Annotated in this window: 13 protein-coding genes; 2 read left to right on the top strand and 11 right to left on the bottom strand. The window is 71.6% G+C overall.

Annotated elements, in window-relative coordinates; all coding sequences use genetic code 11:
• The 5 genes from NP777_RS23970 to NP777_RS23950 all read right to left on the bottom strand — a co-directional run.
• Nucleotides 1–1,617 (bottom strand): condensation domain-containing protein (locus tag NP777_RS23970; RefSeq protein WP_256652243.1); only part of this gene is annotated, 1,617 nt, incomplete at its 3' end.
• 81 nt (nt 1,618–1,698) lie between these two features.
• Nucleotides 1,699–1,971, bottom strand: coding sequence for an acyl carrier protein (locus NP777_RS23965; RefSeq protein WP_198282293.1), 273 nt, complete (start codon nt 1,969–1,971; stop codon nt 1,699–1,701).
• 40 nt (nt 1,972–2,011) lie between these two features.
• Entirely contained in the window at nt 2,012–2,968 is a 957-nt protein-coding gene (locus NP777_RS23960; protein WP_256652242.1) for a hypothetical protein, read from the bottom strand.
• Nucleotides 2,965–4,731, bottom strand: a complete 1,767-nt coding sequence (locus NP777_RS23955) for an acyl-CoA dehydrogenase family protein (protein ID WP_256652241.1) — start codon at nt 4,729–4,731, stop codon at nt 2,965–2,967. The genes NP777_RS23960 and NP777_RS23955 overlap by 4 nt, the downstream gene beginning before the upstream one ends.
• Entirely contained in the window at nt 4,728–6,503 is a 1,776-nt protein-coding gene (locus NP777_RS23950) for a fatty acyl-AMP ligase (RefSeq protein ID WP_256652250.1), read from the bottom strand. Before NP777_RS23950 ends, NP777_RS23955 begins: the two co-directional genes overlap by 4 nt.
• Nucleotides 6,504–6,915: 412 nt before the next feature.
• On the opposite strand from NP777_RS23950, the gene NP777_RS23945 reads away from it, so the two are divergent.
• Both NP777_RS23945 and NP777_RS23940 read left to right on the top strand, forming a co-directional pair.
• A complete protein-coding gene (locus NP777_RS23945) occupies nt 6,916–7,746 on the top strand; it encodes an ABC transporter permease (RefSeq protein ID WP_256652240.1) in 831 nt (276 codons plus the stop codon).
• Between the two features lie 83 nt (nt 7,747–7,829).
• Nucleotides 7,830–8,771 carry a TauD/TfdA family dioxygenase gene (locus NP777_RS23940; protein WP_256652239.1) on the top strand — a complete coding sequence of 314 codons (942 nt, stop codon included), beginning with the start codon at nt 7,830–7,832 and terminating at the stop codon, nt 8,769–8,771.
• 84 nt (nt 8,772–8,855) lie between these two features.
• Here the strand turns inward: NP777_RS23940 and NP777_RS23935 are convergent, their stop codons facing one another.
• The 6 genes from NP777_RS23935 to NP777_RS23910 form a co-directional block, all read right to left on the bottom strand.
• Nucleotides 8,856–12,116: a non-ribosomal peptide synthetase family protein gene (locus NP777_RS23935; protein WP_256652238.1), complete on the bottom strand. Its 3,261-nt coding sequence runs from the start codon at nt 12,114–12,116 to the stop codon at nt 8,856–8,858.
• Nucleotides 12,116–13,384: an ATP-grasp domain-containing protein gene (locus NP777_RS23930; protein WP_256652237.1), complete on the bottom strand. Its 1,269-nt coding sequence runs from the start codon at nt 13,382–13,384 to the stop codon at nt 12,116–12,118. The genes NP777_RS23935 and NP777_RS23930 overlap by 1 nt, the downstream gene beginning before the upstream one ends.
• Nucleotides 13,381–14,865 (bottom strand): argininosuccinate lyase, encoded by a 1,485-nt coding sequence (gene argH, locus NP777_RS23925; RefSeq protein WP_256652236.1) that lies wholly within the window; start codon nt 14,863–14,865, stop codon nt 13,381–13,383. The genes NP777_RS23930 and argH overlap by 4 nt, the downstream gene beginning before the upstream one ends.
• Nucleotides 14,862–15,935, bottom strand: coding sequence for a cysteine synthase family protein (locus tag NP777_RS23920; RefSeq protein ID WP_256652235.1), 1,074 nt, complete (start codon nt 15,933–15,935; stop codon nt 14,862–14,864). Before NP777_RS23920 ends, argH begins: the two co-directional genes overlap by 4 nt.
• A gap of 105 nt (nt 15,936–16,040) precedes the next feature.
• Nucleotides 16,041–16,970 carry an ATP-binding cassette domain-containing protein gene (locus tag NP777_RS23915; RefSeq protein WP_256652234.1) on the bottom strand — a complete coding sequence of 310 codons (930 nt, stop codon included), beginning with the start codon at nt 16,968–16,970 and terminating at the stop codon, nt 16,041–16,043.
• A gap of 193 nt (nt 16,971–17,163) precedes the next feature.
• Entirely contained in the window at nt 17,164–18,003 is an 840-nt protein-coding gene (locus NP777_RS23910) for a TrmB family transcriptional regulator sugar-binding domain-containing protein (protein ID WP_256652233.1), read from the bottom strand.
• Between the last annotated feature and the right edge of the window lie 294 nt (nt 18,004–18,297).

Here is an 18,297-nt window from a genome sequence, read left to right as displayed (position 1 = left end):
ACGCGGCAACACCACACCCACAAACGACTCCGGCCCCACCCCCTGCCCCACCAACCACCGAGCCACCCGGTTCGACCACGCATCCAACTCCCCATACGACAAACCACGGTCCCCGGCGACAACAGCCTCCGCGTCCGGCGTCCGCGCCACCTGCTCCCCGAAGAGCACGGGCAACGACACACCCCGCACACCCCGCAACTCACCATTCCACCCAACCAGCACCCGCTCCCGCTCCACCCCGGACAGCAACTCCACATCACCGATACGACGATCGGGCTGCCCCACGACCGACTCCAGCACCCGCACCAGCCGTTGCTGGTGGGCGGCGATCTCTCGTTCGTCGTAGAGGTCCGGGTCGGCGTCGAACTCCACGCGGATGCCTCTGCCAGAGGCCGCCGTGCCATAGAAGTTGATCTTCAGATCGTTGACGGGTCCGGTGGACAGCGGGTGGGGGGTGGCAGGACTGTCGCCGAACTGGAGCTCGTCGACGTAGGCCACCACGTTGACTGTCGGGCCGAGGCGGGCCTGACGGCCTCCCGAGAGCCCGAGCTGCCTGACGAGTTCCTCGCCCCGGAACCGCTGGTGCCTGATGACATCGGCCAGCGAGCGCGACACCGACGCGACCAGCTCCGTGAACGTGGTCTCCGGGGTGGCGGTCACCCGGATGGGCAGGACGTTCACCATCGCGCTCGGCGTGGCCAGGGACACCCGGCTGGTGCGGCCCGCCAGGGGCATCGAGAAGGTGAGGTCCGTGCGGCCGGTCATGCGGTGGTAGAGGACGGCTGTGGCCGCGATGGCGACGGCCGGCCACTGCGCCCGGAGCCGGTCGCTCAGCGCGGTGAGCCGATCGGCCAGGGCGGTCGGCAGGGTCAGGATGCGCCGCAGACTGCTGTGGGTGCTGCCGGCCGAGCGGCCCGCGAGCGCCACCGGGTCGGGCACTTCCTCGAACAGGTCGAGCCAGTGGGCCCGGTCCCGGGCATGGCGGCGCGAGCCCGGATAGCCGGTCTCCTCGGCGATCACCCGGTCGAGGGTGGCGAAGCCGGACGCGGACGGCTCGGTGCCGGTGAGCAGGGCGGTGTAGAGGGCCGCGACCCGCGCGCCGTACACGGTCTGTCCGAACGCGTCGAGCACGGCATGGTGGTAGCGGTGGAAGTAGAAGGACCGGTCGTCGGCCAGGAGCAGCAAGGTCTGATCGCTCAGGGGTCCGCGGCCGAGGTCGAAGGGCTTGCGCATCTCCGCGTTCATCCACCGGTGCGCCGCGGCCTCCGGGTCCGCCGCGTCGCGCAGGTCGCGCACGCGCAGCGACGTCGGCTCGGCGGGTACGACGAGCTGCCACAGCCGGGGGTCATCAGTGCGCTCGGTGTCCTCGGCGGAATCGGTGGAATCGCCGGAATCGGTGGGATCGGTGTCCTCCGTGAAGTACGACCGCAGCGCCTCGGTCTCCTCCACGGCCCGCCGTACCGCCTCGCCGAGGACGCCGGTGTCGACCGGGCCGTCGATCTCCAGATAGGCGCCGCAGTTGTAGAGGGGACTGTCCGGGTCCAGCTGCTGGGCGACCCACACGCCCAACTGGGCGGCACTTACCGGTCGACGGAGCGTACGGGCGGCGTCGGACATGGCGGAGCGGTCCTCTCGGTTCTGCGAAGTGGCGGACGGCGCGGGGTGGGATCCCGTGGCGGATGTGATGCGGGGTGCCCGTCAGGCGTACTGGGCCAGTTCCTTGGCGAGGGCCTCGCTGAGCGCGTCGATGGTCGGGTTGTCCCACAGGAGCGTCGGGTCGAGGGAGATGTCGAGGTGGTCCTCGAGCTCTCCGGCGACGGACAGGACGTACAGCGAGTCGAGTCCGTAGTCGGAGAGCCGCGCGCTGGTGTCGATGGTTTCGGCGGGCCGCTCCAGGTGGGAGGCGACGCAGTTGGTCAGCCATTCCCGCAGGCTGTCGAGGGTGTGCGGCTCGGCGTGGGGGTCGGACATGGGTGTCTCCTTCGCTGAGGTGGCGGGTGTCCGGGCGCGGCTAGGGGCGGTCCGGGAGGGGGCGTCCGGCCAGGTCGAACGAGCGGCCGGTGTCATAGCGGTGGTCGAGTTCCGTGGACAGGCGCTCCAGCGCGGGGCCCGACGGCTGCGCTGTCCGTCGCGCACGCGTGAGGAGTGCGCGGCCGGGCGCCGCGACGAGCAGTTCGGGGTCGCACAGTGCGGTGACGGCCGGTGCCGTGGTGAGGTCCGCGCCGGTCATGCCGCTGAGCGGAGCGGCATGACCGGCGGGCTCCGGCGGCCGGGCCGGGCGGCTCGCCCGGCCCGGCTGCCCGTCCGGTGGCCCTTCGGCCGCGAAGAGGGCGTGCTGCATCTCGTTCAGCAGCAGGTGGAAGGCGGCGTGTTCGGTCTCCCTGATGTAGAAGCGCGACCCCAGGGCCATCGAGAGGCGGTCCATCGCGCCCTGGAGCACGCGCGGTACGAGGATCCGGACCACGCTGTCGTGGGCGTCCGGCCGGGCGGGGAAGGCATCGGTGCCCCGGACCGCGAGTGTCGTCAACGTGTCGCACAGCAGCAGGTCGGCGTAGGCTCCCGCGAGCACCGCGCGCAACTGGGGGATGTCGATGGCCGCCGCGCCGTACAGGCGCCGGGCCCGCAGATGGCGCAGCGTCATGCGCAGGCCGGAGTCGAGTGTGCCGACGGCGGTCGCGCCGACCGTCACGGCGCCGTTCCCCCGCTGGGTCCCACCGCCGGACCGGGTCAGCGTGGGCGATCTGCGGTAACCGGCGCGCAGGGCGTGCATCAGCGACTCCGGGTCCGCGTGGCCGCCTTCGGCGCCGTTCACGCCGGCCGCGCGGAAGGGCTCACCGGCCGGCGGCTGTCCGGCTTCCCGTGCGGCGAGGATCGCCTGGAAGCCGTTGGGGTTCGTGGTGTCGTAGGGGTCTCCGAGGCGCTGCTCCACGGTGGTGGCGAGGGCGAAGGGACCAGTGGTGGTGTTCACGAGGCGGCCCCCTGCTGGGAGCCGGTCGGCTCCACATGGTCGAGGAGCGAGTGGAGGGGGGTGGGCGGGCGGGAGAGGACCGCTTCTGCGAGTTCGTCGAAGGCGGTGCGGTCGGCGCCGTCGACGGGCTCCTCCAGGTCGGTGAGCGCCTTGACGAGACAGGCGAGCAGCGCGGCCTCCGGGATGGGGCCCCGGGCGCGGGCGGCGGCGCCCAGCCAGAGGTGGAGCGCCGAAGCCGCCGCGAAGCACGACTCGAACCGCTCGGCGAGCCGGAACGCGTGGCCGGGGACGGCGCGGGGCGGGAACCGGATCGCCGCCATGTCCTGGTGGAGCCGGTCGGACACGTCCAGGAGCCGTCCGGCCAGGGTGGTGAGCGCCGTGGAGGCGTGGCCGCGTGCGGCCAGGTCGCGCAGTTCGCCGACGGCCGCCGGCAGACCGGCCAGGACGGAGCAGCCGCCGCTGGAGACCAGGCTGAGCTCGCCGGGCCGCAGCGGGCGCAGCGGGGCGTGCGGATTCGTGGCCTCGGCGAGGCCCTCCGCGTCCCACCGGCCCTTCGCGTAGCCGCGGGCGATGCGGGGGAACTGCTCGATGAGGGCGCTGCGGTTGACCAGGCTGCTGCCGTCGAAAATGCCGATGATGCGGTGGTCGCGTTCCACCTTGGCGAATCCGGTGTGCGGCTCGTCGGGGCGGAGCAGTCCGTACGGGCCGAGGAGGTGCAGCAGGCGCGCGATGAGGTCGTCGACCTCGGTGGGCACATATGCCTTCGCGGCAGCGGAGACGACGCTCATCTCACCGGCGAGCGCGTGCGGGGAGCGCGCGGCCACCAGGCCGGTGGCGTCGGCGAGCAGCAGGCCCGCGGCGGCCTCGCCCAGTTCCCGCCGCACGTACGGGTCCAGCGCGAGCCGTCCGCCGTCGGCGTCCTGAGCCAGGAACTCGGCGGCCAGGGCGAGCGCGTGGTCTCCCGCGCCCAGCGACATCGCGACGCAGCCGGTCCGGCTGAAGTGCAGCGCCTTGACGATGATCTCGATGCCCTCGCCGACCCGCCCGATGAGCGCCTCCTCGGGCAGGGGCGCGTCGTGGAAGGCGATGCCGCTGATGTCCGCGCCCCGGATGCCGTAGGTGGGCACTTTGGGCAGGTGGGTGAATCGTTCCGGGGCGAGACGGGACTTGTCCACGAGGAAGAGGCTGAAGCCGCGGGGACCGCCGCTTTCGTCGGTGCGGGCCAGGACGGTGACCAGGCCACCCCGGGTGGCGAGGTTGATCAGCCACTTCTCGCCGGACAGCAGCCAGCCGCCGCCGGGGGCGGGCCTGGCGGTCACCTCACCGGCCATCAGATCGCTGCCGTGGTGGCGCTCGGTCAGGGCGCACGAGACGGGTGTCCCGTCCGCTATCCGCCGTCCCAGCCGGCGGGCGGCCTCCGGCTCTCCCGCGATCCAGGTGGCGGCGGCCCCGAGATAGGTCTTCCCGTGCGAGAGGGCCACGGTCAGGTCGATCCGGGACACGGCCCGCAGCAGCCGCATGACGACGTCGAAGCTCTCCAGTGCGCCGCCGTGTTCGGCCGGTACGTAGAAGCGCCGCAGTCCGAACGCGTCGAGCGCCCGGCATGCCTCGGTGGGAAACGCCTCCGTCCGGTCGAGTTCGGCGAGCGCCTCGGGTGAGAAGGGCTGCCCCGGTCCGGAGAGCTCGCCGAGCAGGCGGGTGAGCCGATCGAGGGGCGTGGTGGAGGGGTCTTGGGTCCGGGTGGTCGGGGAGGCGGTGGTCATACGGCGGCCTCCTGGGGCTCGGGTAAGGGGCGCAGCAGGCTCTGCTCGTAGACGGCGTAGGTGGGCCGCAACGCGCCGGCGCGGAACAGGTCGCGCATCGCCGACCGCTGGATCTTGCCGCTGGTGGTGCGGCGTACCCCGCCGGGGCGCAGCAGCAGGACCGCGCCGACCGGGGCGCCGAATTCGCGGGCGACGGTGAGCCGCATCTCGGCGGCGAGTTCGCCCAGCCGTTCCTCGTCCTTGATGCCGCGCACCTCGTGGGTGACCACGAGCACGTCGTCGCCCTGGGGTCCCTCGCCCGGTACGGCGAAGCACGCTCCGACGAGGTTGCCCAGTTCCGGCCACTGGGTGCGCAGCTCGTCCTCGATGTCCTGCGGATAGAGGTTGCGGCCGCGCAGGTTGAGGACGTCCTTGATGCGGCCGGTGATGTGGAGTTCGCCCTGGTAAAGGACTCCGAGGTCACCGGTGCGCAGCCAGCCGGCGTCGCCGTCGGCCGTCGTGGCGCGGAACTCGGCCTCGTTGGTGGCCTCGCGGTTCCAGTAGCCCTGGCCGACGATGTCACCGCGTACCCAGATCTCGCCGACGCCCCCCTCGGGCAGGACGTGCCGGGTGTCCGGTTCGACGATGCGCACCTGGGCGCCGAGCGGCGGGCCGCAGCCGACGACGGCGCGGGCGGGCTCGTCCGGGGCCGCGGGCCGGAACTCGTGGTGCTCCAGCAGTTCGGCGGAGACGTGCCGCACCCGGGGGGCGGTGCGGGCGGCCCCGGAGATGAAGAGGGTCGCCTCGGCCATGCCGTAGCAGGGGGTCAGGGCGTCGGCGCGCAGGCCGTGGCCGGCGAAGCGCCGCTGGAATCGTTCGAGCACGGCGGCGCGTACGGGTTCGGAGCCGTCCAGCGCATGCCGCCAGCGGGACAGGTCCAGGCCCTCGCTCTGGGCGTCGGTGACCCGTCGGCTGCACAGGTCGTACGCGAAGTCCGGCGCCGCGGACGCCTCGATGCCATAGCGGTCGATCATGTGCAGCCACAGGTGGGGGCGTTTGAGGAAGGTGGTGGGGCTCATCAGGACGGTGGTCGCGCCGAGCAGCAGCGGCGGGAGTATCGAGCCCATCAGCCCCATGTCGTGGAAGTGCGGAATCCACCCGCCGATGGGGGTGGTGTCGTCCAGTTCCAGGGAGTCGGCCAGATTGGCGGTGTTGTGCAGCACATTGCCATGGCTGATCATGACGCCCTTCGGATCCCCGGTGGAGCCGGAGGTGTACTGGAGCACGGCGAGCGTGTCGTGTCCGGCGGGCGTCATGGTCCATGCGTGGGGATCGGGGGCGTCGCCGTCGTCGGTGACCAGGAGGGGAAGTGTGTCGAGTCCCTCCTCGGCGGCCCACACCTCGATGTCGGCACGGGTGGCGGTATCGGTGAGGATCGCCACGGCGCCCGCGTCGTCCGCGATGCGCCTGACCCGGTAGCGCTCATGCCGGTACCGGCCGGGCAGGGACGAGGGGACCGCGACGGCGCCCGCGTACAGGCAGCCGAGGAAGGCGGTGACGAAGGCCAGCCCGGCGGGGTACAGCAGGACGACGCGGCCGCCCGGTGGGACGTGGGTGCGGAGCCGTACGGCCACGCTCCTGGCTTGCGCGTCGAGTTCCGCATAGGTGAGTCGTTGCGCTCCGTCCGTGCGCAACGGGTCCGTCACGAATACGGCCGCCGTCTTTTCCGGACGGTTTTCCGCATACTCCCGGAGCACTGCGTCAACGCTGGGGGCGGTGACGATTCCCGCCATATCCGAGGCCCTGCCCTTCGTGTCCGCGAACTGAGTTTCCATACGCCGATCCGGCACTGTCGTGCATTTCTACCGAGGGACCGCAATGAGGGAAAGGCACTGACAACAAATTGCACAGTGCACCCCACCCCCTCGACGCAAAATCCCTCATATCGCCCATATCGCACCGCGATTCCGGTGCGCTCCGGCCAGTACTGGCCAGGAGACGTCCGGGCGGGCCCATTTCCACGCGATAGAGTCGAAGTGGTTTCGTTCCACATGGACGTACCCAGCTATCCGATACATCCGCGCTCGGTCATCGCGTAGCCGGTCATGGCGGCGGATTCTTTGATCCTGCCTTTTCGATTACCGCTCCAGGAATTTGGCGCACTGTGCCGCGCACCGGCGGGCGCACGACTCCCGGAGGAATTTCATGACCCCTGGTCCGTCGTTACCGGACGCCGGCGCCTTCGCCCCCGCCTGGTACGGCAGCAGCCCCTGGGCACAACTGCTGATCCTCACCCAGCGGTCGCTCAAGGCCCATCTCCGGCACCGCCGGACCCTGGTCCTCGCCATGCTGCAACCGGTCTTCATGCTGCTTCTGCTGAGCGAGGTCTTCGGCAGCATCGTCGACCTCGACCACCTGCCCGACGGCGTCTCCTACCTGGACTATCTGCTGCCCGCGCTGCTGGTGACCACGGGCATAGGTCCCGCGATCGCCTCCGGTATCGGCCTGGTCCGGGACATGGACAACGGTGCGGTGGCACGGCTGCGCACCCTGCCCATCCACGCGCCGCTGCTGCTGTTCGCCCGCAGCTTCGCCGATCTGCTGCGCACCACCGCGCAGCTGGCGATCCTGCTCGTGGTGGCCGTGGTGTTCATGGGCGCCGACCCGGCCGGCGGCGGCGTGGGGCTGGTGGCCGCGCTGCTGCTGACCTGTGTCGTGGTGTGGGCGATGACCTGGATCTTCCTGGCACTGGCTGCCTGGCTGCGCAGCGCGGAGGCGATGCAGAGCGCCGCCTATCTGGTGACGTTCCCGCTGATGTTCGCCTCCAGCGCTTTCGTCCCCGTGGACCGTATGCCGGGCTGGCTGGAGGTCCTGGCGATCCTCAATCCGCTGTCGTACGCGATGGACGCCTCGCGCGCACTCTGCCTCGACCAGCCGCTGGGCGCCCAGGTGTGGTCCGCTCTGGGCGCGAGCGCCCTCGTCGCGCTGCTCGGATCGAGCGCGGCGGTGTGGGCGTTCCGGCGACCGCTGGTCTGAGCCCATCCCCTTCCCGCGCCCTCCCCCCTCATCAGACGAACTTCCCGCACCCTCCCCCTCATCAGACGAAACGGAGAGCCCCCATGCCCGAGCAGCGAGATGCCCTGCGGCGGCTGGACGCCGCCCCCGGGCCCGGCACCGACGCCGCGACCTGGGTCACCGAACACCGCGAGGAGATCCGGGCCCTGGTCGCCCGGCACGGTGCCCTGCTGGTCCGCGGGCTGGACCTGGACGGCTACGAACACGCCGCCTCCGTGGTCCGCGCGATCATCGGCGAAGGCATGGCCGAGCGCGAGGCGTTCGCTCCCCGCGACGAGTTCGGACCGGGCCTGTACTCCTCCTCGCACTGGCCGGCCGACCAGCCCATGTGCATGCACCATGAGCTCAGCTACGCGGCCGAGGCACCCCGGCTGATGGTCTTCGCCTGTGTCACCCCGCCGTCCACCGGCGGTGTCACGGCCGTCGCCGACGCCCGTGCGGTGCTGCGTGACCTGCCGGAGGAGCTCGTCGAGCGCTTCGAACGCCACGGCTGGGTGCTGACCCGCCACTACAACCCGTTCGTCGGGATCGGCTGGGAGGACGCGTTCGGCGCCAAGAACCCCGACGAGGTGGAGCGTTACTGCGCCGACCACGGCATCGAGGCGCGCTGGGACGCCGATGGCGGGCTGCGCACCCGGCAGACCCGCCCGGCCGTCATAGCGGATCCCGAGTCCGGCGAACGGTACTGGTTCAACCAGATCGCGTTCCTGAACGAGTGGACGATGGCTCCCGAGGTGCGCGAGTTCCTCACCGCGGAGTTCGGCCCCGACGGGCTGCCGTTCAACACCTTCTACGGCGACGGCTCGCCCCTGGACAGCGCCACCGTCGACCTCATCAACGCGGCCTACGAGAAGCACACGGTGCGCGAGCCCTGGCGGCGCGGCGACCTCATGGTCATCGACAACGTCCGCATGGCGCACAGCCGCGAGCCCTACCGGGGCGACCGCGAGATCGTCGTCGGCCTCGGCGAACCGTTCCGCCCCTAGGCGCACCGTCCGCCGGTCGGGTGCCGGGACCGGCGGGCCACGGATGAGGGGGCGTACCCGGGCGGACCCGGGTACGCCCCTTCGTCATCGGTCCCGCGGCGCGGCCGGCAGACAGCCGGACCGCACCAGCGCGGCGGTCTCCGCCGGCCGGGTGCGGACGAAGTAGTGGCCGCCCCGCTCCAGTTCGTGAAGGGTGATCCGGTCGGAGATCGCCTTCCACCCGCCGTACTCCTCGGTGAAGGAGGACGTGGCGGTGTCGTCCTGTGCGACCACCACCTCCAGCGGAACGTCGAGCCGGTACGTCTCCGGGTCCTCGCGGACCGCGCGCAGGTGCCGACCGGCGGTCAGCACGTCGTGCTGGTAGGCACCGGCCACCACATCGGCACGTTCCGCGCCCAGCTCCTCCAGCTCCGTGTACACCTCTCCGGCCCGCAGCCGGGACAGCAGGCTCTCTTCGTCCGCCGTGGCCGCCTGGGCCATCTCGGCGGCGAGCGTGTCGGTGTCCCCCATCAGCAGGGCGCCGATGTAGACGCGCTCGACGGGCCGACCCGCCTCCGCCAGCAGTCGCGCCGTCTCCAAGGCGGCGGCCACACCGGTGGAGTGTCCCCAGACCGACAGCGGCGTGGTGACGTGCGCGACGATCTCGTCCCGTACCCACCGGGCCAGGACGGAGACGTCCTCCATCGGCTCACCGTCACCGGCGAAGTCATGGCCGGGCGGTTCCACGCCGAGCACCGCGATGCCGTCGCCCTGGAGCTCGGTGGCCAGGGGCCGGAAGTTGACTGCGTTGCCCCCCGCGAAGGGGAAGCACACGAGGGTGTGGTGCGGATCCCGCACGGCGGCCAGCGGCTGGAGCAGCCGGGTCACCACCGGGCGGGCGAAGGCTCCGGCGCTGCGCGGCTCGAGCACCGCCGCGCAGTCGGCGAGCACCGGATGGGCGGCCAGGTCCTTCAGCGACAGGGCCCGGTCGAGCCGGACCAGGAGCCGCACCGCGGCCAGCGAGGTGCCGCCGAGCTCGAAGAAGTCGTCGGACCGGCCGATGCGCTCCAGCGGAACGCCGAGGACGTCGGCCCACAGCTCGGCGAGGCGCCGTTCGGCGGGGGTGGCGGGCGGGATGTGGGCGGGGCGTCCGGCGGTCTCCGCGGCGGGCCGCGCCAGCGCCTTTTTGTCGATCTTCCCGTTCTCGGTGAGCGGCAGCCGGTCCACCCGGTGGACATGAGTGGGCACCATGTAGTCGGGCAGGACGGTGCCGAGGAAGTCGCGGACGCGCTCCGGGGTCACCTGCTCCGAACCGCTGAAGAAGGCGACGAGGACGCGCTGTTCACTGGTGTCGCCCTCGGTGACCACTGCCGCCTCGCGGACCCCCTCCATGGCCAGCAGCTTGTTCTCGATCTCGCCGATCTCGATGCGGAAGCCGCGGATCTTGACCTGCGCGTCGCGGCGCCCCAGGAATTCGAGGCGGTCCTCGGGCAGCCACCGGCCGAAGTCACCGGTCCGGTACATCCGGCTGCCCGGCCGGAACGGGTCCGGGACGAACGCCTCCCGGGTGCGCTCCTCGTCGTTGATGTAGCCACGGCCCACGCACACCCCGGAGAACGCGATCTCGCCGGGCGTGCCCAGCGGCACCAGCGCCAGGTTCTCGTCGAGCACATAGGTGTTGACGTTGCGCAGCGCGCGGCCGACGGACACGAAGTCGCGCTCCGGGACGCCGTGCAGCACCTCGTGCATCGGGTCGTCCGACGTCTCGGTGGCGCCGTAGGCGTTGACCAGCTGGACATCGGGGTAGGCGGCGAACCAGCGCTGCACCAGTTCGTAGGTGAGCGCCTCACCCGTCACCGACACCGAGCGCAGGGCGCCGAGCGGGCGTGGGTGCTGCTCCAGGTGGGTGAGGAGCACTTCCAGATACGACGGGACGACCTGCATCACGGTGACCCGGCCCTCGACGATCTCCTCGACGAAGGCGGCGACGTCGAGCTGGGTACGGGTGTCCACGATCCGCACGCTGCCGCCGATCAGCAGCGGCGCGGCGAACTGCCACAGGGAGATGTCGAAGCACTGCGACGCGATCTGGGTGGCCACGTCCTCGCCACCGGCCGTCATCCCGGTGTCCTCGATCTTCGCGTAGAGGTGGTTGAGGAAGCCGGCGTGCTCGCACAGGGCCCCCTTGGGGCTTCCGGTGGAGCCCGAGGTGAAGTAGATGTAGGCGGCCTGTCCGGGCGTCACCTTCACACGCGGCGGCTCCGCGTGGCCGCCGCGCGCCAGGACGCGCGTCACGGGCAGCGCCGTGAGCGGGGCGGCCAGCCGGGCGGAGGAGGCACGCACCAGCGCCTCACTGCCCGGATCGGTCAGCGCGACGGCGCAGCCACTGCGCTCCAGCTGGGCGACCACGCGTTCGACCGGGAAGTCCGGCCTCACCGGCAGGTAGACACCGCCCGCCGTGAAGACGCCGAGGGCGGCCGCGATCCACTCCGGGGTGCGGTCCATCACGACGGCGACCACGTCCTCGGTTCCCACCCCGGCCTCGACCAGCGCGTGCGCGATCCGGTTGACCCGCCGCTCCAGCTCCCGGTAGGTCCACCGGACCGTGCCGTGCTCGACCGCGATGGCGTCGGGGCAGCCGCGGGCCCGCTCCCGGAACAGGTCGACGAAGGTGCGGTCGGGCAGTTCGACGGTGGGGCCCGCGAGCCCGTACAGCTGTTTCTCGGTCTCCTGGGGGGACAGCAGGCTCCCGGACTCGTGCCTCCCGTGCGGGTCGGCCACGAGAAGCCGCAGCGCGGCGAGGTGGTATCCGGCGAGGCGCCGCGCGTAGCCGCCGTCGATCGCGGCACGGTCGTGCAGCACCCGCAGCGAGATGCCGTGCTCGTCGCGCGACCAGGCCACCCGGAGCACCACGCCGTCGTCCAGGGCGGCGGGTGGGCCGTCGCCGTGGGCCTGGGCCGGAGCGTCCTCGCGCCCCGCCAGCCCGGACAGGTCCAGCACCGCCTCGGGCCGTGCGCCGGCCGTGGGTCCCAGGTCGTTCAGCGCCCCGCCCGCGAGTGCCGCCAGCTCGGCCCAGGTGGAGTCGGCGACGGACAGGCCCAGTGACCGCGCGGGGCCCGGCCCGTCCTGCGGCACACAGCCGAGGAGCAGGTCGCGCTCGGCGGCGACGGTCGCCAGGACCCGGGCGTGTCCGGCGAGCAGCAGGGCCGCCAGGGGGGTTTCGCATTCCCCGGCGGCGCGTTCCAACGCCTCCGTGAGCTCCGCGTCCAGCCGTATGCCGTGGACCCCCGTGCCCGCGTCCGTCGCGGACGGCGGGGTCCACCGGGGAACGCGGGTGAACGCCAGGGGCTTCGCGCCGTCTCTCATCAGCCTGCCACTCCTTCATCCGGCAGCGCCGGCTCCTCCAGCTCGATCCTGATCAGGCGCGCGGCGGCCGCCGCGCGGTGTCCGGCCTGCTCCCCGTCCGTCCCGGTGGCGACCACGCAGCCCAGGCGGTCCTGGAACGTGTTCGTCACCCGCACGGTCCGTCCGGGGGCGGTGCCGATCGCGACGGCCACCACGCCGGGGGCCTCCTGGGCCGCCTCGACTCCGCCGATGCCGGTGACCAGCCCCTCGCGCTCGTTGCGCAGGAAGCGGACCGCGGCGTGGAGCCGGCCGGGCCGCGCGGGTGTCCGGCTCTCGCCCGCCGCGCGGGCGATCACGGCGTCGACGAGATCGATGCCGAGGGCGGCCCGTACCGCGACGGGGATCATGCCGCCCGCCAGCCGCGGGTTGACCTCGATGACGACGGGGCCGTGGGCGGACATCCGCAGTTCGGTGTGGGCGGCTCCCCAGCCGAGGCCGAGCGCGGCGAGCGCCCGCAGGGCGGTGTCGCCGAGCGCGGCGGCGGTGGCGTCGGGCACAGGTGCGGGCACCTCGTGTCCGGTCTCCACGAAGTACGGCCGGGGCCCGATGTGCTTGGCGACGACGGTGACGACAGCGTTGTCGAAGGTCTCGACGGAGAACTCCGGCCCTTCGACGGCCTCCTGGACCAGGATCCGGGTCGGCACCGGGTTGCCGCGTTCGTCGATGGACCGGCTCAGCAGTTCATCCGCCCACCGCCGGGTCTCGTCGCGGTCCCGGCACAGCCGGACGCCGACCGAGCCCGATCCGAGGACCGGTTTCAGCACGACCGGATGGCCGATCGCGTCGGCGGCGCGCACCGCGTCGGCCACCTCGCCGACGGCCGTGGAGGCGGGTACCGGGACGCCGGCGGCCGCCAGTGCGGCAACCTGCGTCTCCTTGTCCCGGCACCGGGCGATGGCGTCCCCGTCCGCCGCGGGCAGGCCGAGCTTGGCGGCCGCGCGGGCGGCGGTGGACACGAAGTACTCGGAGCTGGAGGCGACTCCGGCGAGCCCCCCGTCCAGTACGAGCCCGGCGCAGCAGTCCACCACCGCGGCCAGGTCACCGGTGTCCAGCAGCCTGGTCTCGATGCCGTCCTGCTCGACGTACACATAGCGGCCCGGGTCCCGGGTCAGCAGCACGGGCCGCAGTCCCCGCGCCCGCGCCGCCGCGCAGAACTCCCGCCCCGTTCCCGTGGTGTTGCTCTCCACGAACGCGAGCCACCGCCCGCTCGTCCTCGCGTGCCCGGTCATCGTTCTCCTTCCCTTCCGGCCGCGGATCCGTGGCCCGCCAGGAGCGCGCCGACCGCGTCCTCGAGCCGCCGCCGGGCGTCCCGCGTCCGGTCGCGGTGGTCGGCGAGCCGTCGTCCATGGGCGGTGAGCCGCTCCCGCAGGACGCCCACGGCCGCGTCGCACTCGCCGGGGCCGCCGCCCCGTTCGTGTGCCTCGACGACCTCACGCAGGGAGGGCAGTTCGGCGACCGTGCCACCGGGGGTCCCATCGGGTAGGTCGATCTTGGTGAGTTCCGTGGCCCCGCTCTCGATGGCCTCGCGGACGGCGGCGCCCACGATGTGGTGGGCCGTGCGGAACGGAACCCCCTGTGCGACCAGTCTGTTGGCGATCACGGTGGCGGTCACGAAGCTTTCCGCCGTACGCCGCTCCATCCGCTCCACCATCGGACGGGCACCGCTGACGAGCACCTGGGCGAGGAGGACGGAGTCGCGTATGGCGGCCAGCGCGGGCCAGGCCGGAGCCACCGCCTCGGTGCCGACCTCGATGGAGTTCGTGAACGGCGCCGACTTCATGGCGGAGGCGGAGGCCGTCCAGGCGCCGATGGCCGCGCCCGCCTTGGCCTTGACGTGTTCCAGCAGGAACGCGTTGCGCTTCTGGGGCATGGCCGAGCTGCCGCCGACGAGCCGTTCGGGGAACTCGATCAGCCCGAACTCCTGAGTGCTCCACAGCTGGAGGTCGGTGGCGAGCCGGCTCAGCGTCACCCCGGCCGAGGAGGCGACGGCGAGGGCGCGCAGCAGCGTGTCCCGTGCGGCCACCGCGTCGATCGCGTGCAGCGGTGGCCCGGCGAACCCCAGCAGGGAGGCGGTGCGGGCCGGTTCGATGGGCAGGTCCGTCCCGGACACCGCCCCGGCGCCCAGGGGACAGCGGTCCAGCTCGTCCAGCGTCTGGCGCAGCGCGGTGATGTCGCGGTCCAGCGCGGTGGCGATCCCGCACAGGTAGTAGCCGTAACTGACCGGCATGGCCGGCTGGAAGTGGGTGTAGATGGGCATCACCACGTCGCGGTGGGCGCGGGCCCGGGAGAGCAGGACCGCCTGAAGCCTCAGCACCTCGCCGAGCACATCGGTCAGTTCGGCGCGCAGCCGCATCGCGGTGACGGTCGCCTTGATGTCGTTGCGGGAGCGTCCGGTGTGCAGCTTTCCGCCCACGTCGGCGCCGAGTTCGGCCACGAGATGGCCTTCGTACATCAAGTACAGGCCGCGCGGTGCCGGCAGCCCGTGCAGACTGCCGAAGCCTTCCGCGCGCAGCCGTGTGATGCGCTCCAGGAGCGCGGTGGCCGTGTCGGCGGGCAGCAGCCCGCACTCGGTGAGCATGACCACATGCGCCATGTCGATGGTGCTGATGGGCTCCAGTTCCCCGCGTATGGCACCGGGATCCGGTTCCCCGTAGACGACGCGGCGGGTGCGCGGGCCGAGGATGCGGGTGAGCCGTCCGGTGGAGCTCACGACAGGGCCCGCTCGGCGAGGGGGTGGGTCACCCTGGGCACGACGCCGGGCACCTCCTCGTAGGAGCGGCGGCCCCAGACGAGCCGGGTCCAGCGGTCACCGGCCTCGGCGGGGGACGCGACGGTCACCGGCTCGGTGGGACGCTCGGGGAGCAGTTGGCCGTTCGCGGCGAGCCACGCGTCGTCGTAGACGGTGGCCTGGTAGCGGTACCCCTCGTCGGGCAGCATCACCACACAGAGCCCGTCCGGGTTCTTCGCCGCCCACCACTGGGCGACCAGGTGTGCGGCGCCGCTGGTCGGGCCCTGGAAGAGGGCGGATTCGGCGTGCAGGGCCCGGGTCTGGGCGTATGCCTCGGCCGCGTTGCACCAGTGGATCTCGTCGAAGAGGGTGTGGTCGAGGTTGGCGGGCCACAGGCTGTTGCCGAGGCCGCGCAGCGAGCGGGGTCCGTCGGGCTGGCCGAACAGCACGCTGCGGTGGCTGTCGACGCCGATGACCTGGGTCTGCGGGCTGTATTCGCGCAGGCCGCCCCCGGTGCCACACATCGATCCGGCGGTGCCGACGGTGCCGACCAGGCAGTCGACGGTGCCGAAGGTGCGCACGAGCTGTTCGGCCACCACGTGGTACGAGCGGGCGTTGTCCGGGTTGTTGTACTGCTCGGGGCAGAAGGTGGAGGGCAGCGAGGCGCGGATCTCCGCGACCTTGGCCAGCCGGGCTCCCTGATATCCGCCGACCGGCGCGGGCTCCAGGCACATCTCCACCTTGGCGCCGAGGTCGGTCAGTCTTCGGTAGAGGTTGTCGTCGATCGCGGGGTCGCTCACCAGGACCAGGTCACGCTCCATCAGCGCCGCCTGCATCGCGAGGGCGAGTCCGAAGGTGCCCGAGGTGGTTTCGACGATCACGGTGTCCTCGGTCAGCTCACCGCGCTGTAACGCGCGACGCAGGATGTACTGGGCGGGCACCAGTTTCATCAGGGTGAAGACCGCGCCGTACAGATTGGGGCCGAGCCGGATGAGGCGTGGCAGCATCTGGGCCTCGGTGATGGAGCGGTAGGTCAATGTGGACAGCGGCATGGAGACTCCTCGGGGTCCGGGGGCGGACCATGGATCCGGGATCCGGTGGACGCCCCGCGGGGTTCGGTGGGGGCATGGCCTGTCGGCCGGGGCACGGGGTCGGAATCAGGAGAGGACCGGCAGGTCGGTCAGCCCCTCGGCAAGGGCCACGTAGACGTCGTCGAGGGTCGGCTCGGACAGCGAGATCCCGGTGATCACCACTCCCGCGTCATCCAGGGCACGTACGACGGCGGCGAGGGCGGCGGACTCGCGCACGGGGACGCAGACCGTGCCCGCGGGCTCACCGGGTTGCGGCTCGAGACCCGCGTGGCGCAGCGCCGCCCATGCGGCCGGTACGGCCGCCGGTTCGGCGAGGGTGGCGCGGACCGAGCTGACGCCGAGTTGTGCCTTGAGCTGTGCCACCGAGCCGTCGGCGATGGTCCGGCCACGGCCCAGCACGATGACCCGGTCCGCGAGTTGTTCGGCCTCTTCGAGGTACTGAGTGGTCAGCAGCACGGTGGCGCCGCCCGTCACCGCCGACCGGACCGAGTCCCACAGCGCGCCGCGGCTGACCGGGTCGAGGCCGGTGGTGGGCTCGTCGAGGAACAGCACCTGGGGGCGGCCGACGAAGCTGCTGGCGAGGTCGAGCCGGCGGCGCATGCCTCCCGAGTACGTCGCGGCCGCGCGGTCGGCCGCGCCGGTCAGCGCGAAGGTCTCCAAGAGCTCATCCGCCCTCGTCCGGGCCTGGGCGCGGCTCGCGCCGAGCAGGCGGGCCACCAGGATGAGGTTGTCCCTGCCGGAGAGGTTCTCGTCCACCGCGGCGAACTGTCCCGTCAGGCCGATGCGCCGGCGTACCTCACGGGCCTCGCGCACCACGTCGTATCCGGCCACCCGCGCGGTGCCCCGGCTGGGCGGCAGCGCGGTGGCGAGGATGCTCACCAGAGTGCTCTTGCCCGCGCCATTGTGACCCAGCAGGCACAGAACCTCGCCTTCCCCGATGCGGAAGCTGACACCGTCCAGCGCCCGTGTGCTGCCGAAGGACCGGCTTATGTCCATCACATCAATCATCGCGCTATTCACCGGATATCATTCCTCGCAGGGAGCGGGTCGGGCAATGCAGTGAGAGGCTGGGAAGTTCCTACATTCGCCGCTCGCGCCCCTGCAAGGCCCATACAACAAGTTGCCAGACGATGCCGGGGCGTTCAGGAGAGTTGACTTCTCCTGACAGGTTCTGACCACGGTCCGGTGATTACGCGGGCTGCGAGTCCTCATCATCGGCGGCGTCCACATAGGGCAGCAGACCCAGCTCCACCGCACGGGCGCCGGCCTGAAAGCGTGAATGCGCGCCGAGTTCACGCGTTATTTCGGCCACGTTCCTTCGATAGGTGCGGACCGACATACCGATTTCCCGTGCGGCGGCCTCGTCCGTACGCCCCGAACTCAGCGCCATGAGTATCCGCCGGGCCATGACGCTGCGCGTCCGGCCGCTGAGCCGGCGATGGTCCTCGAGCGCCGCGCTGCCGTTCCAGGAGATCATGAACAGGGTGCGCAGATTGCGCAGCACGGCCGGCGCCCGCACCAGCATCGCCTCGCGCGAGAGTTTGTCCGAACCGGACCACACCACACTCACCGAGCCATCGGCGAGCACCATTTCGTGCAGGGGTGCCCCGACGAGTCTCACGTCGACTCCTGACGCGTGCTTGTCCAGGCACTTCAGGAGGTATCGCTCGTCCATCAGCCCCACCCGCCCCAGCAGACGGACGTCGACCCCCCGGGCGACGGCCCTGCCCAGCCGCGTGACCAGCCTGGCGGCCCGCTGGTCGTTGCCGCCGGCGAAAACCACGGAGAGGCTCTGCTGCGCCGACTCGATGACGTGCTCGGCGGCGTCCACGCCTTCCTCCGGCTCCATCGCGGTCAGGAGCCGTTCCTCGCTGCGATGGCGGTCGGCGGCCGACTTGACGAGCCGACCGGCCTCCAGAAGCATGCGTTCTATCTCTCCACTGAAGACTCCGCTGCTCGATCTTAACGGTGTGATATCAGCGTCTGGTCCGGAATCCGGACCGATGGAATTGTCGGCGATGATGAACACGTCGTTGCAAGAGCTTGGCACAGTTCCCCCTGAAGCCTGGGATTACGTCCATGACCCGGCATTGATCGTCGAAGGAAGGGTAGCGATCCACGAGTGCGCCATGGGATCAGGACAGCTCAAGGAGAAAAGCGGGCTCCCTGTTCGCCCACACCGTCCGCGTTCGGAACGTGCTCGCCTTCCCCATGAGCACCTCGCCGCCAGGGGACAAAGACGTAGCGAACGCACCTTGACCGTCCATAGCGCTGGACTATACCTACCCGCTCCAGCAGGGAGAATGGTCGAATCACTAAAGAC

Origin of the sequence: Streptomyces rugosispiralis (assembly GCF_024505145.1) — a bacterium.
GTDB lineage: Bacteria > Actinomycetota > Actinomycetes > Streptomycetales > Streptomycetaceae > Streptomyces > Streptomyces rugosispiralis.
Note: the sequence above shows the minus strand (reverse complement) of the source record. Positions and strands in the feature narration are given on the sequence as shown.

Bases quoted from the DNA above. Each gene is read 5' to 3' on its own strand.
- NP777_RS23935 (WP_256652238.1), bottom strand. From the start codon at position 12,116: ATGAGAGACGGCGCGAAGCCCCTGGCGTTCACCCGCGTTCCCCGGTGG.
- NP777_RS23915 (WP_256652234.1), bottom strand. From the start codon at position 16,970: ATGGACATAAGCCGGTCCTTCGGCAGCACACGGGCGCTGGACGGTGTC.
- NP777_RS23965 (WP_198282293.1), bottom strand. From the start codon at position 1,971: ATGTCCGACCCCCACGCCGAGCCGCACACCCTCGACAGCCTGCGGGAA.
- NP777_RS23950 (WP_256652250.1), bottom strand. From the start codon at position 6,503: ATGGCGGGAATCGTCACCGCCCCCAGCGTTGACGCAGTGCTCCGGGAG.
- NP777_RS23955 (WP_256652241.1), bottom strand. From the start codon at position 4,731: ATGACCACCGCCTCCCCGACCACCCGGACCCAAGACCCCTCCACCACG.
- NP777_RS23920 (WP_256652235.1), bottom strand. From the start codon at position 15,935: ATGCCGCTGTCCACATTGACCTACCGCTCCATCACCGAGGCCCAGATG.
- NP777_RS23940 (WP_256652239.1), top strand. From the start codon at position 7,830: ATGCCCGAGCAGCGAGATGCCCTGCGGCGGCTGGACGCCGCCCCCGGG.
- NP777_RS23930 (WP_256652237.1), bottom strand. From the start codon at position 13,384: ATGACCGGGCACGCGAGGACGAGCGGGCGGTGGCTCGCGTTCGTGGAG.
- NP777_RS23945 (WP_256652240.1), top strand. From the start codon at position 6,916: ATGACCCCTGGTCCGTCGTTACCGGACGCCGGCGCCTTCGCCCCCGCC.